12 protein-coding genes are annotated in these 14,455 nt (G+C 66.7%); 4 read left to right on the top strand and 8 right to left on the bottom strand.

What is annotated here, in order from left to right; genetic code table 11:
• Nucleotides 1-42: 42 nt before the first annotated feature.
• From queE to J3A66_RS14795, 5 genes are all read right to left on the bottom strand, one after another.
• Nucleotides 43-675: a 7-carboxy-7-deazaguanine synthase gene (queE, locus tag J3A66_RS14815; RefSeq protein WP_209569711.1), complete on the bottom strand. Its 633-nt coding sequence runs from the start codon at nt 673-675 to the stop codon at nt 43-45.
• Between the two features lies 1 nt (nt 676).
• Entirely contained in the window at nt 677-1,381 is a 705-nt protein-coding gene (gene queC / locus J3A66_RS14810; protein ID WP_056406059.1) for a 7-cyano-7-deazaguanine synthase QueC, read from the bottom strand.
• A gap of 195 nt (nt 1,382-1,576) precedes the next feature.
• Nucleotides 1,577-2,482 (bottom strand): Hsp33 family molecular chaperone HslO, encoded by a 906-nt coding sequence (locus J3A66_RS14805; RefSeq protein WP_031396003.1) that lies wholly within the window; start codon nt 2,480-2,482, stop codon nt 1,577-1,579.
• 164 nt (nt 2,483-2,646) lie between these two features.
• Nucleotides 2,647-3,570: an ornithine carbamoyltransferase gene (gene argF, locus J3A66_RS14800; RefSeq protein ID WP_209569709.1), complete on the bottom strand. Its 924-nt coding sequence runs from the start codon at nt 3,568-3,570 to the stop codon at nt 2,647-2,649.
• 168 nt (nt 3,571-3,738) lie between these two features.
• Nucleotides 3,739-4,929, bottom strand: coding sequence for an aspartate aminotransferase family protein (locus tag J3A66_RS14795; RefSeq protein ID WP_209569707.1), 1,191 nt, complete (start codon nt 4,927-4,929; stop codon nt 3,739-3,741).
• A 247-nt stretch (nt 4,930-5,176) separates the two neighbouring features.
• Here J3A66_RS14795 and J3A66_RS14790 point away from each other — a divergent pair, with 247 nt between their 5' ends.
• Nucleotides 5,177-5,974, top strand: a complete 798-nt coding sequence (locus tag J3A66_RS14790; RefSeq protein WP_209569705.1) for a hypothetical protein — start codon at nt 5,177-5,179, stop codon at nt 5,972-5,974.
• Nucleotides 5,975-6,026: 52 nt separating this feature from the next.
• On the opposite strand, the gene parE is transcribed toward J3A66_RS14790, so the two are convergent.
• On the bottom strand, nt 6,027-8,030 hold the full coding sequence (gene parE / locus J3A66_RS14785) for a DNA topoisomerase IV subunit B (RefSeq protein ID WP_209569703.1): 2,004 nt from the start codon (nt 8,028-8,030) through the stop codon (nt 6,027-6,029).
• A 151-nt stretch (nt 8,031-8,181) separates the two neighbouring features.
• Here parE and J3A66_RS14780 point away from each other — a divergent pair, with 151 nt between their 5' ends.
• Nucleotides 8,182-9,033, top strand: coding sequence for an outer membrane beta-barrel protein (locus J3A66_RS14780; protein WP_209569700.1), 852 nt, complete (start codon nt 8,182-8,184; stop codon nt 9,031-9,033).
• Between the two features lie 562 nt (nt 9,034-9,595).
• Here J3A66_RS14780 and J3A66_RS14775 read toward each other — a convergent pair.
• Nucleotides 9,596-10,378 carry a GcrA family cell cycle regulator gene (locus tag J3A66_RS14775; protein ID WP_183937072.1) on the bottom strand — a complete coding sequence of 261 codons (783 nt, stop codon included), beginning with the start codon at nt 10,376-10,378 and terminating at the stop codon, nt 9,596-9,598.
• Between the two features lie 86 nt (nt 10,379-10,464).
• On the opposite strand from J3A66_RS14775, the gene J3A66_RS14770 reads away from it, so the two are divergent.
• Together J3A66_RS14770 and J3A66_RS14765 are read left to right on the top strand one after the other, a co-directional pair.
• On the top strand, nt 10,465-11,319 hold the full coding sequence (locus J3A66_RS14770; protein WP_056406052.1) for an ABC transporter permease: 855 nt from the start codon (nt 10,465-10,467) through the stop codon (nt 11,317-11,319).
• Nucleotides 11,320-11,323: 4 nt separating this feature from the next.
• Entirely contained in the window at nt 11,324-13,003 is a 1,680-nt protein-coding gene (locus tag J3A66_RS14765; protein WP_209569697.1) for a formate--tetrahydrofolate ligase, read from the top strand.
• A gap of 31 nt (nt 13,004-13,034) precedes the next feature.
• Here the strand turns inward: J3A66_RS14765 and J3A66_RS14760 are convergent, their stop codons facing one another.
• Nucleotides 13,035-14,429, bottom strand: coding sequence for a phospholipase D-like domain-containing protein (locus J3A66_RS14760; protein ID WP_209570532.1), 1,395 nt, complete (start codon nt 14,427-14,429; stop codon nt 13,035-13,037).
• Nucleotides 14,430-14,455 lie beyond the last annotated feature (26 nt).

The following is a 14,455-nucleotide window of genomic DNA, read 5'->3' as shown; positions in this document are numbered from 1 at the left end:
CCCTTGAGCCGGGGGCTTTCCCTGCCGGAGCGGGAAGACGGCCTAGCGCAGCCCCAGCATCTTGTGCGTCTGCAGCGACAGACGCCATTGCGGACGCTCCATCACCAGCGCGACACAGGCATCGCGATTGGCATCCGCCTGCGGGTCGTCGAGCGGCTGGAGCAGCAGGTTGGCGAAGTCCCATGTCTCGATATCCGCGATGTCGGTACCGGGCTGCGGCCAGACCAGCTTCAGCTCGTCGCCATGACGCTGGACGACGACGCTGCCCGCCTTGGGGCTGATGCACACCCAGTCGATGCCGGGATGGACCGGCAGGGTGCCGTTGCTCTCGATCGCGATCCGGAAGCCCGCCGCGTGAAGCGCATCGACGATCGCATCGTCGATCTGGAGCATCGGTTCGCCCCCGGTGAGCACGACGAACCGGTCCTGCGTGCCCGTGCCCCAGAACCCCGCAACCGCGTCCGCCAGTGCGCGCGCATCGGCGAACTTGCCGCCGCCCAGCCCGTCGGTGCCGACGAAATCGGTGTCGCAGAACCGGCAGACCGCGGTCGCGCGGTCCTGTTCGCGTCCCGACCACAGATTGCACCCGGCAAAGCGCACGAACACCGCCCGGCGGCCGGCATTCACGCCCTCCCCCTGCAGTGTCAGGAACATTTCCTTGACCGCGTAACTCATGTCAGACCGGCTTAACCGCATAGACGGTGGGATCCGCGATCCCCGCCTCGTCGAAGCCGCGCGAGCGGAGCCGGCAGCTGTCACACTCGCCGCAATGCTTGCCGTCGGGCGTCGGGTCGTAGCACGACCAGCTGAGCCCGAGGTCGAGCCCGAGCCGCGTGCCCTCACGGACGATATCCGCCTTGGTCATGTGCTGGAGCGGCGCCTGGATGCGGAACGGATCGCCCTCGACCCCCGCCTTGGTCGCGAGTTCGGCCAGCCCCTCGAATGCGGCGATGAATTCGGGACGGCAATCCGGATAGCCCGAATAATCGAGCGCGTTGACGCCGATATAGATATCGCGCGCGCCTGCCGCCTCGGCCCAGCCGAGCGCAAGGCTGAGGAAGATCGTGTTGCGGGCGGGAACATAGGTGACGGGGATGCCACCCGCATCGTCGGTGCCGACGCCGTCCTTGGGCACGTCGATATCCGCGGTGAGCGCCGAGCCGCCGAACGCGGACAGGTCCATCGGCAGGACGATATGACGTTCGGCGCCAAGCGCGGTGGCGACGCGGCGCGCGGCGTCGAGCTCGACGCGGTGGCGCTGGTTATAATCGAACGACAGCGCGAGCAGGCGCCGGCCGGATTCCCGCAGCATGGCGGCGGAAACCATCGAGTCGAGGCCGCCCGAGACGAGGGCGACCGCTAAGGGAGCTGATGATGTCATGATGCGCGACGCGCTAGGCCAGACCGCGGCAAAAAGAAAGGGCCGCCCGAAGGCGGCCCTGAAAGTTGGCGCTAATAGCAGCCTCAAGGGAGAAACGTGCTGAAATCTCTAAAGCACGAGGGCGGTATACCCCGGCGCGGTAAACAGCGCATTAACGCCGCGCAATTTCCCGCCGTCGCGTGCCTGAGAAACGCGTTATTCCTCGACCGGAACCGGGAATTTCTTTGCACAGAATGCGCAGTCGACCTGGATGAAGCCACTCTCGTCCGCCATGTCGCGGCGTTCGTCGATCGGGAATTTCGCGATCACGCCCCGGATATAGTCGGGATCGCACCGGCACCCTCGCGTGATCGGAATGTCGGCAAGGATGCGGACGTCGCTGTCCTCGTTGAACAGCCGCCACACCAAAGTCTCGAGCGGCAGCGCCGCATCGGTCAGCTCGTCCGCGCCCATCGTGTTGCCGAGCGTCGCGACATGCTCCCATTCGGGATGGTCGAGCTTGGTGTGAAGCCGCTCGCGTCCGTCCTCGCCCTCGGGCAGATGCTGGAGGAACAGCCCGCCCGCGACGCACCGCCCGTCGGGCCCCTTCGCCATGCCGGTGCGGACCATCGTCGGAATCTGTTCGGACTGGGTGAAATAGCTCTGAGCGGCCTCAGACAGCGTATCGCCGTCGAGCGGGACGATGCCCTGATACCGCTCGTTGCTGCTCGCCATGTCGAAGGTGATCGCGAGATAGCCTTGGCCGAACAAGGCGAACAGCGTCGGCTCGGCGGGCGCCTGGGCGAGCTTGTCCGCGTCATATTCGATATAGCCGCGCACCTCGCCGCCGCGATAGTCGCAGACCAGCAGCTGGACGACGCCATTGTCGGTGCGCGTCTGCATCGTCAGCTGGCCGCTCGCGTCCTTCAGCGTCGAGCCGATCAGCGCGGCGAGCGTCAGCGCCTCGGCGAGCAGCTTCTCGATCGCAGGCGGATAGGCATGCGCGGCGAGCACCTCGTCGAGCGCGGTACCGAGCCGGACGATCCGGCCGCGGGCGCTGCGCGCGGGGATCGCAAACGCCAGCGCGCGGTCGAGATCGGTCATGTTGGGGTCGTTCACCATCGTTCCTTCGGCATCCCCCGTCGCGGCGTCATCCCCGCGCAGGCGGGGATACAGAGCGACATACGCTGGTGATCTCATCACCAGCTCGGAGTTTATGGATTCCCGCCTCCGCGGGAATGACGAAAATGGGGGCTGACGTGCGCCCGATCAACCAACCGGGCGCTTCAGCCGATCTGCCCGAAGCACCAGCGCAGCACCGATTTCTGCGCGTGGAGGCGGTTTTCGGCCTCCTGCCAGATCAGCGACTGCGGACCGTCGATCACCTCGGGCGTGACCTCCTCGCCGCGATGCGCAGGGAGGCAGTGGAGGAACTTCGCATCGGGCCGCGCGAGCGCCATCAGTGCGGCGTCGACCTGATAGGGGGCAAGGGCCTTCAGCTTGCTCTCGGCATTGGCCTGCCCCATCGAGATCCAGGTGTCGGTGACGATGATGTCAGCACCTTCGACCGCCTCGCGCGGGTCAGCGACGACGCGCGCGCGGCCAGAGGCGCGGACGATCGCCTCCTCCTCGGGCTGGAACCCCTGCGGGCAGGCGGCGACGACGTCGAACTGCATCAGCCCAGCGGCCTCGACAATCGAGGCGAGCACGTTGTTGCCATCGCCCAGCCACGCGACCTTGAGCCCGGGCAGCGCCTTGCCGCTCTCGATGATCGTCAGCAGGTCGGCCATGATCTGGCACGGATGCGATGCGTCGGTCAGGCCGTTGATGACGGGGACGCTGGCATGATGCGCCATCTCCTCGACCTTGGCATGATCGTCGGTGCGGATCATGATCGCGTCGACATAGCCCGACAGCACGCGCGCGGTGTCGGCGATCGATTCGCCGCGCCCGAGCTGCATGCTGCCGGCATCGGCGACGATCGATGTCCCGCCGAGCTGGCGGATCGCCATGTCGAAGCTGAACCGCGTGCGCGTCGAGTTTTTTTCGAACACCATCGCCAGCGTGTGGCCGGCGAGCGGCGCATCGGCGTCGGCGCGGCCCTTGGTAAAGCCGGCGCGCGCCGCCTTGCGATCGAGCGCGTCGGCAAGCATTGCGGCGATGCCGTCGGGGCCGGCGTCGGTGAGATTCAGGAAATGGCGGTTGCTCATGGTAACGACCCCGTAAGAAGTTCCGTTCGTCCTGAGTAGGGGCTGAGCGAAGCCGAAGACCCATATCGAAGGACAGTGCCCCAAGCGGGCCAGTCCTTCGATACGCCACTTCGACTTCGCTCAGTGGCTACTCAGGACGAACGGGGTTTAGTGACCGCGCAAAGGCGCTCAATCGTCGGCGGCGGGCACGTAGATACGCGCTGCGGTCGACAGCTTGTCGATGCATTCGGCGATATGGCTCTCGTCGATCACCAGCGGCGGCAGGATGCGGATGACGTTCTCACCCGCGGCCACCAGCAGCAGGTTGTGATGATCGCGTGCGAACGCGACGAACGCACGGCTGTCGCTTTTCAGCTTCAACCCGAGCATCAGCCCGGTGCCGCGCACGCTGTCGAACAGGTGATCGTGATTGGGGATCATCTGCTCGAGCCCCTGGCGCAGCCGGTCGCCCATCGTCGCGACATGCTCCAGGAACCCGTCCTCGAGGATCACGTCGAGCACCGCCTCGCCCGCGGCCATCGCCAGCGGGTTGCCGCCATAGGTCGAGCCGTGCGTGCCTGCGACCATGCCCTTGGCCGCCTCCTCGGTCGCGAGGCACGCGCCGAGCGGGAAGCCGCCGCCAATGCCCTTGGCGACCGACATGATGTCGGGGGTGATGCCGTAGAGTTCATGCGCAAAGAGCTTGCCGGTCCGGCCATAGCCGCACTGGACCTCGTCGAGGACGAGCAGCAGCCCGTGCTCGTCGCAGGCCTTGCGCAGGCCCTGGAGAAATTCGGGGCTCGCCTGGCGGATACCACCCTCGCCCTGGATCGGCTCGACCAGGAACCCTGCGGTGTTGTCGTCGATCAGCGCGAGCGCACCCTCGAGATCGTTGAACTTGGCATAAGCGAATCCCGGCAGCAGCGGCTCGAACCCGTCGCGCATCTTGGCCTGATTGGTCGCCGAGATCGTGCCGAGCGTGCGGCCGTGGAACGCGGTGTCGAACGTGATCAGCGTGTGACGCTCGGGATTGCCGTTCGCGAAATGATAGCGGCGCGCGGTCTTGATCGCGCACTCGACCGCTTCCGCACCCGAATTGGTGAAGAACACGGTGTCGGCGAACGTGTTGTCGACGAGCCGCTGCGCGAGATGCTCGCCCTGCGGTGAGCCGTACAGGTTCGACACGTGCATCAACGTCGCCGCCTGGTCGGCGATCGCCTTGGTCAGGTGCGGGTGGCCATGGCCGAGCGCGTTGACCGCGATGCCGCTGGCGAAGTCGAGATATTGCTGGCCGTCCTCACCGAACAGATAGGCGCCCTCGCCTCGGACCGGACGCACGCCACACCGCGGGTAGACGGGCATGAGCGGGGTGATGGTCACAGGCGCTTCCTCTTCGAAACGAGAAGGGCGGCCCGTGATGGACCGCCCCGGAGGCGCCTAATACCGGTGACGGGGGATAGGCGTCAACACCGCGGACGTCCGACGCAGCCCTGTCTGATCCGTACCAAGGCGCGGACTCCGCTTGCGGCGCCCCGGCAGCACGCGCAATCTTCCCCTCGGCTCCATCCGACGTCGCAAACGCGCCGGCGCAAGCCCAGTCGCGTCCCCATCGAGAGGAGGTTGACCTATGAAACGCTATGCGACCGGCCTGGCAGTGATGCTGGCCATGGCTCTTGCCACCACCCCCGCGCTTGCCAAGGGCGTGTTCGACGGCACCTGGAAGGGAGATGTGAAGGCGAGCAAACCCGCGGAGAAGCCCTCGATCATCCTCCTGCAGGCGGGCACCTTCAGCTGCACGACGTGCAAGCCCGCGCTGAAATTCCCCGCCGATGGCGCGTTTCACCCGATCGTCGGCAATCCCTATTATGACGAGGCATCGGTCGCGGTGGTGGATGCGACGACGGTCAAGCGGGCGTTCCGGAAGAGCGGAAAGACGGTCGCCGAGGCGACGGTGACGCTGGCCGCGGACGGGCAGAGTTCGTCCTCCGCCTTTGTCGACCGGACCGCACCGAGTGGCGTGGAGGTGACGGGAACGACGGTCAATGCGCGCGCCGCTCCCGCCCCGGCGGGTGCCCATGCGTTATCGGGTGCGTGGCGCGAAACCACGGATACGCAGGTATCCGACACGGGCCTCGTCTTCACCTTCGCACAGGACGGGAAGACCATGGCCTTCTCGACGCCGACCGGCATATCCTATGCCGCGACGATCGACGGTCCGCCGGCAACGGTGACCGGGGATCCGGGCTGGACGAAGGTCGCTTTGAAACAGACCGGACCGACGACTCTGTTCGAAACCGATTACGAGGGCGACACGCCGATCGGTACGTACAGCATGTCGCTCTCGCCCGACGGCACGACGATGACCACCGCGGTCAACGACCTGAAACACGGGAAGACCTCGACGATGGTCGCGCACAGGCAGTAATTCCGGAGGCAAGCGGGGGCGGCTATCGAACGGCCCCCGCTTGCCCCAATGGTCACGCGTCGATCGCTTCCTCGTCCAGCCGGCCGGCATTTTCCTGGATGAAGGCAAAGCGGTGCGCGGGGTTGTTGCCCATCAGGCGGTCGACCAGGTCCTTCACCCCTGCCCGCTCCTCATATTCCTGCGGCAGGGTGATGCGCAGCATGCCGCGCGTCGCGGGGTCCATCGTCGTCTCGCGGAGCTGGCCGGGGTTCATCTCGCCAAGGCCCTTGAAGCGGCCGACATCGACCTTCTTGCCCTTGAACACCGTGCGTTCGAGTTCGGCGCGGTGTGCGTCGTCGCGCGCATAGACGCTCTTGGTGCCGACGGTGAGGCGGTAGAGCGGCGGCTGCGCGAGATAGAGGTGCCCGCGGCGGACGATGTCGGGCATCTCCTGGAAGAAGAACGTCATCAGCAGCGTCGCGATATGCGCGCCGTCGACGTCGGCGTCGGTCATGATGACGACGCGCTCGTAGCGCAGATTGTCCGCCACGCAGTCCTTCCGCGTGCCGCAGCCGAGCGCCAGCGTCAGGTCGGCGATTTCCTGGTTCGCGAAGATCTTCGCACTGGTCGCGGACGCAACGTTCAGGATCTTGCCGCGGATCGGCAGGATCGCCTGCGTCTTGCGGTCGCGCGCCTGCTTGGCCGAGCCGCCAGCGGAATCGCCCTCGACGATGAACAGCTCGGTGCCCTCGGGCGAGTTGGCGGAACAGTCGGTCAGCTTGCCGGGCAGCCGCAATTTGCGGGCCGACGTCGCGGTCTTGCGCTTGACGTCGCGTTCCTGCTTGCGGCGCAGGCGCTCGTCCATCCGCTCGAGCACATAGTTCAGCAGCGCCTTGCCGCGGTCCATATTGTGGCTGAGGAAATGGTCGAAATGGTCGCGCACCGCCTTCTCGACGAGGCCCGCGGCCTCGGGGCTGGTCAGGCGATCCTTGGTCTGGCTCTGGAATTGCGGTTCGCGGATGAACACCGACAGCATCAGCTCGCTGCCGATCATCACGTCGTCCGCACTGATATCCTTGGTCTTCTTGTTGCCGACCAGATCGCCGAACGCGCGCAGGCCGCGCACCAGCGCCTGCCGCAGGCCCTGTTCGTGCGTGCCGCCATCGGGGGTCGGGATGGTGTTACAATACCAGCTGTACGAGCCGTCGCTCCACAGCGGCCAGGCGATCGCCCATTCGACGCGCCCCTGCGTCTCGCCGTGCGCGCTCGGGAAATCCTGCGAGCCGGAGAAGAAGTCGGCGGTCGCGCATTCGCGGCCTGCGACCTGGTCGCGCAGATGGTCGGCGAGCCCGCCGGGGAACTGGAACACGGCCTGTGCGGGCGTATCGTCGCTGATCAGTTCGGGCGCGCAGTGCCAGCGTATCTCGACGCCCGCGAACAGATAGGCCTTGGACCGGACGAGCTTGTGCAGCCGCTGCGGCTTGAAATGCAGTTCGTTGCCGAAGATCTCGGTATCGGGGGTGAAGGCGACGCTGGTGCCGCGACGGTTGGGGGTGGTGCCGAGCCGCTCGATCGGGCCGAGCGTCTGCCCCTTGGCGAAGCGCTGTCGATAGAGCTGGCGGTCGCGTGCGACCTCGACGACGGTGTCGGACGACAGCGCGTTGACGACGCTGATGCCGACGCCGTGCAGACCGCCCGAGGTCGCATAGGCCTTGCCCGCGAACTTGCCGCCCGAATGCAGCGTCGAGAGGATGACCTCGAGCGCGGACTTGTCGGGGAATTTGGGATGCGGATCGACCGGGATGCCGCGGCCATTGTCGACGATCGTCAGGCGGTTTCTGGGCTCGAGCGTGACCTCGATCCGCGTCGCGTGACCCGCGACCGCCTCGTCCATCGCGTTGTCGAGCACTTCGGCGGCGAGATGGTGCAACGCGCGCTCGTCGGTGCCGCCGACATACATGCCCGGGCGGCGGCGGACGGGTTCGAGCCCCTCGAGCACCTCGATCGAGGACGCGTCATAGGTCGGGGCGGTCTTTGACGGGGTGGTGAACAGGCCTTCGGGCAGGTCTTCTGGCATGACGTGGTATATGGCTTAGCCAGCGATCCGTGCAAGCGCGCAACCGCTGTTGCGGAAAAGCCACAACATGAACTTTCTGTCATGTTCGCGGATATATTGGCGGGACGCCCCGTTTCTTGGCTGTCTTAGATCAATCATATCCGGAGCTTACATGCGCACATCCCTCTATGCCGGCCTCGCTGGCGCGGTCATTCTCGGTCTCACGGCATCGCCGGCATTCGCGCAGGAGACCACCGAGGACGCACCGTTCAACGGTCTCTATGTCGGCGCAGCGGGTGGTTATGACGTACAGCCAAACGATGCAGGATCGTCGATCCTGTTCGACCGCAATCTCGACGGGCGGTTCGGGGATGCGGTGACGACGGCAGCCGGTGCCAACGCGTTCAGCAGCGGGTTCTGCAACGGCGCGACGACCGCCACGACGCTGACCGGTGGCCGCGGCTGCCGCAAGGACAAGGACGGCGCCGCTTATTATGGCCGCGTCGGCATGGACACGCAGCGCGGCAGCATCGTCGTCGGTGTGGTCGGCGAATTCGGCAAGAGCGAGATCACCGACAGCGTCACCGCCTTCTCGACGACGCCCGCCAGCTACGTGATGACGCGCAGCGTCGACTGGGAAGCCTCGATCCGCGGCCGTGCAGGCTATGCCGTCAACACCACGCTGTTCTACGGCACGTTCGGTGCGGGCTATGCCAAGATCGACCGGGATTTCTACAGCACCAACACCGGCAACGCCTATCAGCAGAGCGGCAAGCGCCAGCAGTTCGGCATCCTCGGCGGCGGCGGTATCGAGCAGAAGGTCACGCCGAACATCTCGGTCGGCATGGAATATATGTTCCACCAGTATCAGGACGACGACTTCCGCGTACGCGTGACGCAGGGCACGCAGCCGGCGACGAACCCGTTCGTGCTGGCGCCGAACACGACCGGCACGGACTTCCGTCGCAGCGACGACAAGTTCCGCTGGCACAGCCTGCGCGCGACGGCGGCATTCCGGTTCTAAGCGCAGGGTGGTGTGACGCCAAACGGCGTCACACCACCCAAGCTCGGCCGGCGTCGCGACGGCGACGTCCGACGACGCGGCTTCGCCGCGGCGCGGGTGAGGACAGAGGGTCGCTTCCCGACACGGGACGCGGCCCTTTTTTTTGTGAATATGGTTTCCCCAAGGCACCACCCCGGCGAAGGCCGGGGTCCAGTTAGGGGACGAAGCCAACCACGCGTTGCCCGCCGTTACTACGGCCTTCCCAACTGGGCACCGGCCTTCGCCGGGGTGGTGCTGGGGTGCTGGACGGCGGGACGCGCAGATCTTGAGTCCAGCGCCTGGCAAATCCAAGAAAAAGGCCGCCTCTCAGCAAGAAGCGGCCCAACGTTCTGGTCAGTGGATACCCCAAAATCCACCCCGGCGAAGGCCGGGGCCCAGTTGGGGGACGGAGGTGCTACGTGTTGCCCGCCTTTACTACAGCCTTCCCGACTGGGCCCCGGCCTCCGCCGGGGTGGTGCTGGGGATTGGCTCCACGGCTCCCATAATATCCGAGCGCGAGAGAGGCGAGACCGCCCCCCCAATCTCAGCGCGCGCGCGGGCCGCCGAAGGGGAGTGGCGGCGTCGGGCGGCGGTCGCGGCGGGGCAGCTGTGCCTGATAGGCGTGACCGCAATGCGCGACGCAGTACGGGAAGCCCGGGTTCACCTTGTCACCACAAAAGTGAAAATCGGGCTCGCCGGGATGGCCGAGCGGCCATTTGCAGATGCGGTCGTTGAGCTCCAGCAGGCTCGTCTTGCCCGCCATTTCAGGCGAAGGCTTGGCGGGGACGAGACGCCGCGGCGGAGCAGGCGTGCTTGGCGGCTGCTGTTCGCCGGGCGCCTGGCGGAGAAAGCCGCCGGGTCCGATCGAGCGCAGGATCGGCTGCGGTGCGCGGACGGGTGCGGCGGCGGGTTCGACCGCGTCGTCGTCCTCATCCTCGTCCTCGTCGGCGTCCTCATCCGCGTCGGCAGCGACGGGCGCCGCACGCGGTGCGGGCTCGGGTGTAGCGGCGACCGGTGCGGGTTCAGGCGCGGGAGCCGGCGCTGCGGCGACGGGTTCGGCGGCGACCACGGGCGGCGTGTCGACGACGGGCGACTCGGCCGGCCTGGCCTCGGCCGCCTTCGCCTCGGCCAACTTCGCATCCGCGTTCTTCGCGTCGGGATCGTTCGGCTTCACCGGCGACGGGCGCGCCTGAAGCTCAAGGCGGTGCGCCTTGCCGATCACGGCGTTGCGGCTGACGCCACCCAGCGCTTCGGCGATCTGGCTGGCGGTCTGGCCGGCTTCCCACATCGTCTTGAGCGTCTCGATACGCTCGTCGGTCCAGGACATGTTCGTTCCTCAGTCTTCGGGTCGGCCGGTATAGTCTTCGTCAACCGGGTTGCGGGCGACAGCGGCAGCGATTACCCGCAACCCCCATGAGCAGCCAGCCCCCAATCGGTGAAATCCAGTCGGCGGTGCAATCCGCCCCCGGCGTTCCCGTCATTCGCAACGTGAACTGGGAGGGACTTCGTACCCTCTATATCAAGGAGGTGCGCCGGTTCTTCAAGGTCCAGCTGCAGACGGTGTGGGCGCCGGCGATGACGACATTGCTGTTCCTGATCGTTTTCACCATCGCGACGGGCGCCAAACGCCCCGTGCTGGTCGGCGGCGAGACCGTGATGTTCGCCGATTTCATCGCCCCCGGGCTGATCATCAGCCAGGGCATGATGGGCCCGGCGTTTGCCAATGCGAGCTTCTCGCTGCTGGTCGGCAAGATGCAGGGCACGATCGTCGACTATCTTCAGCCACCACTGTCGACCGCCGAGCTGCTCGCGGCGCTCGTCGGCGGTGCGGTGACGCGTGCGGTGCTGGTCGGGTGCGTCGTCTGGGCGGCGATGGCGCTGTATCCGGGCGTGCACGTCACGCCGCATGCGCCGCTTGCAATCCTGTGGTTCGGCCTGCTCGGCGCGACCTTCCTCGCGCTGCTCGGCGTGCTGACGTCGATCTGGGCGGACAAGTTCGACCATGCCGCCGCGGTCACCAACTTCGTCGTCGCGCCGCTCTCGCTGCTGTCGGGCACCTTCTATTCGGTCGACACGCTGGCGCCCGCGTTCCGCGCGTTCAGCCACGTCAATCCGTTCTTCTACATCATCTCGGGCTTTCGCTACGGCTTTCTGGGCGTTGCCGATTCGCCGGTGATCGTCGGCGGCCTCGTCATCCTGGCGATCGACGTCGCGCTCGCCACCCTGTGCTACATGCTGCTGAAAAGCGGCTGGAAACTGAAGAACTAGCCCCATGACAACCGACATTGCCATCGCCCGCAGCGTCGCGCTGCGCCCCATAGCGCGGGTCGCCGACGCGCTCGGCATCCCCGACGACGCGGTCGAGCCCTACGGCCGGTTCAAGGCCAAGATCGCACTCGACTGGCTCGAGGCGCATAGCCGCCGCGAGGGGGCGCGGCGTGGCCGGCTGGTGCTCGTCACCGCGATCAACCCGACGCCCGCGGGCGAGGGCAAGACGACGACCTCGGTCGGGCTGGCCGATGCGCTGAACCTGACCGGACGCAAGACGGTGCTGGCGCTGCGCGAACCGTCGCTCGGGCCGTGCTTCGGGACCAAGGGCGGCGCGACCGGCGGCGGGCGGGCACAGGTCGCGCCGATGGAGGACATCAACCTCCATTTCACCGGCGATTTCCACGCGATCACCGCGGCGCACAACCTGCTCGCGGCGATGATCGACAATCATATCCATTGGGGCAACGCGCTGCAGATCGACGTGCGGCGCGTGGTGTGGCGCCGCGTGCTCGACATGAACGACCGTGCGCTGCGTGACATCGTCCAGTCGATCGGCGGGGTCGCCAACGGCTATCCGCGCGAATCGGGGTTCGACATCACCGTCGCGTCCGAGGTCATGGCGATCCTGTGCCTGAGCGAGAATCTGGCTGACATGGAGCGGCGGCTGGGTGACATCGTTGTCGCTTATACGCGCGATCGCAGCCCCATCACCGCGCGCGACCTGAAGGCCGACGGCGCGATGGCGGTCCTACTGGCCGAGGCGATCAAGCCGAACCTCGTCCAGACGCTGGAGGGGAACCCCGCCTTCCTGCACGGCGGGCCGTTCGCCAATATCGCGCATGGCTGCAACTCGGTGATCGCGACGCGCGCGGCGCTGGCGCTGGGCGACTATGTCGTGACCGAGGCGGGCTTCGGCGCGGATCTGGGCGCGGAGAAGTTCTTCGACATCAAATGCCGCCAGGCGGGGCTGTCCCCCGATGCGGTGGTGATCGTCGCGACGGTCCGCGCGCTCAAGATGAACGGCGGGGTCGCCAAGGCCGATCTGGGCGCGGAGGACGTCGAGGCGGTCCGCCGCGGCGCGGTCAATCTCGTCCGCCATATCGAGAATATCCGCCAGTTCGGCGTCCCCGCGGTCGTCGCGATCAACCATTTCCACACCGACAGCGAGGCCGAGATCGCGGTCGTGCACGAGGCGGCGAGCGCGCACGGCGCCCGCGCGATCCTGTGCCGCCACTGGGCCGAGGGCGGCGCGGGGGCAACCAAGCTCGCCGACGCCGTGGCCGAGCTGTGCGACACGCATGCCGCGAATTTCGCGCCGCTTTATGGCGACGAGCTGTCGCTGTTCGACAAGATCGATACGGTTGCCCGGCGCATCTACCGCGCCGAGCATGCGGTCGCGGAGCCCAGCGTGCTCGCGCAGCTCAAGCGCTGGGAGGATGCCGGCTATGGCCACCTGCCCGTCTGCCTTGCCAAGACGCAGTACAGCTTCTCGAGCGACCCTGCGCTGCTCGGCGCGCCGACCGGGCATATCGTGCCGGTGCGCGAGGTTCGGCTGGCCGCAGGCGCGGGCTTCGTCGTCGCGATCTGCGGCGAGATCATGACGATGCCCGGCCTCCCGCGCGTTCCCGCAGCCGAAGCGATCCGGCTCGATGCGGATGGGCTGATCGAAGGGCTGTTCTAATCTGATCCTCCCCCTGGCGGGGGAGGATCGCTCACTTCTTCTTCAGGCGGCGATGGCGGAGGCGCCGGAATAGGCCGCGCTTCGCGAAGCTCTCGAACATCTCCTCGGGTCCCTCGGGATCGAGCACCTCATTGTCCGCCAGCCATTCCTCGACCGCGGTCAGGTCGGGCGCCTCATAGGCGCGCAGTGACTTGCCCTGCCCGCGCAGCCGCTCGATCGTCTCGATCAGTGACCCGGTCTCGGCGATCATCGTGGTCACCACCTCGACATCGACCGCAAGATGTTCGGCGATCAGGTCGTTGCGGATCGCGGTGATGCCCGTGCTCGTCGCCTCGTCATGCGCGCGAATTGCGAGGTCGCATTCGGTGTCGAGCCGCAGCGAACGGTTGTTCATGTTCGACGACCCGAGCCGGAAGATCTGGTCGTCCGCGATCAGGATCTTGGCATGGCAATAGATCGCCTCCCCGCCGCTGGTATAGGGATGATACATGCGCAGCCGCTTGTGGACGTCGCGGTGCGCCAATGCGGTCATCAGGCGCGCGCGCGCGGTGTCCATCGCGATCGGCTCGAGCCAGCCTTGCGCAGTCACCGGGTTGATGATCACGATCTCAGGCCCGTCCGCCTCGTCGAGACGGCGTGCGACCGCCTCGGCGATCTTGCGCGACGCGAAATACTGGCTCTCGATATAGAGATGCCGCTTGGCGCCAGCGATCTGCGCGAGGAACAGCGCCTCGCTCTCATGCACCGGGACCTGGTCGTCCATTTCGGGTTCGGTCCGCGCGATCGCGACGTCGACATCGCGAAAATGCACGCCAAGCTCGTCGGGCCAGCACGCCGCGCCCGGGCTCGCCTCGGCGATCGGCACGCCGCCGGCCAGCACCCAGCGATCGCGGAACAGCTGCCCCAATGCGGTCGCGACAGGGCCTGCGACCGCGCTGATCGCGTCGTGCCACGGCTTGTAGGGACGACCCGAGGGACGCCGCCGCCGCGCATCGTCATGGCGATGCTCGCGCGTGTCCCAGCGGTCGCCGGTCATGTCGATCCCGCCGCAAAAGGCGAGGCAATCGTCGATGATCACGATCTTCTGGTGATGCGACCCTGCGGTCGGATGATGGCCATCGAGCTTGGTATGGATGCGCGGATGCCGCATCCACTTCATCATCGTGAACAAAGTCGAGCCGCGGAACAGCGACTTGATCGCACCGGTGTCCCAGCGGAGCAGGAAGATCTCGAGTTCGGGCTGGCGTTCGACCAGCCACAGGATGAAGGCGCCGAGTGTCGGCGGTTCGCCGGGGCGGTCGACCCCAGGTTCGAGCTGGATCCGCGCATCGAAATCCCAGCCGATCAGCATGATCCGCCGCTTGGCATTGAGCATGGCGACACGCGCCTGGCGGAAATATTCCTCCGCATCGACGATCACGGACATCTGGTCCGCGCGTTCGATACGCCAGC

Source organism: Sphingomonas sp. PvP018, from assembly GCF_017876865.1.
Lineage (GTDB): Bacteria > Pseudomonadota > Alphaproteobacteria > Sphingomonadales > Sphingomonadaceae > Sphingomonas > Sphingomonas aerolata.
This window is presented reverse-complemented; position numbering and strand designations above follow the sequence as displayed.

What these genes read in the sequence shown, in the direction of transcription:
- queE (WP_209569711.1), bottom strand. Translation starts at nt 675, where the DNA reads ATGAGTTACGCGGTCAAGGAAATGTTCCTGACACTGCAGGGGGAGGGC.
- queC (WP_056406059.1), bottom strand. Translation starts at nt 1,381, where the DNA reads ATGACATCATCAGCTCCCTTAGCGGTCGCCCTCGTCTCGGGCGGCCTC.
- J3A66_RS14805 (WP_031396003.1), bottom strand. Translation starts at nt 2,482, where the DNA reads ATGGTGAACGACCCCAACATGACCGATCTCGACCGCGCGCTGGCGTTT.
- argF (WP_209569709.1), bottom strand. Translation starts at nt 3,570, where the DNA reads ATGAGCAACCGCCATTTCCTGAATCTCACCGACGCCGGCCCCGACGGC.
- J3A66_RS14790 (WP_209569705.1), top strand. Translation starts at nt 5,177, where the DNA reads ATGAAACGCTATGCGACCGGCCTGGCAGTGATGCTGGCCATGGCTCTT.
- parE (WP_209569703.1), bottom strand. Translation starts at nt 8,030, where the DNA reads ATGCCAGAAGACCTGCCCGAAGGCCTGTTCACCACCCCGTCAAAGACC.
- J3A66_RS14780 (WP_209569700.1), top strand. Translation starts at nt 8,182, where the DNA reads ATGCGCACATCCCTCTATGCCGGCCTCGCTGGCGCGGTCATTCTCGGT.
- J3A66_RS14775 (WP_183937072.1), bottom strand. Translation starts at nt 10,378, where the DNA reads ATGTCCTGGACCGACGAGCGTATCGAGACGCTCAAGACGATGTGGGAA.
- J3A66_RS14770 (WP_056406052.1), top strand. Translation starts at nt 10,465, where the DNA reads ATGAGCAGCCAGCCCCCAATCGGTGAAATCCAGTCGGCGGTGCAATCC.
- J3A66_RS14765 (WP_209569697.1), top strand. Translation starts at nt 11,324, where the DNA reads ATGACAACCGACATTGCCATCGCCCGCAGCGTCGCGCTGCGCCCCATA.
- J3A66_RS14760 (WP_209570532.1), bottom strand. Translation starts at nt 14,429, where the DNA reads ATGTCCGTGATCGTCGATGCGGAGGAATATTTCCGCCAGGCGCGTGTC.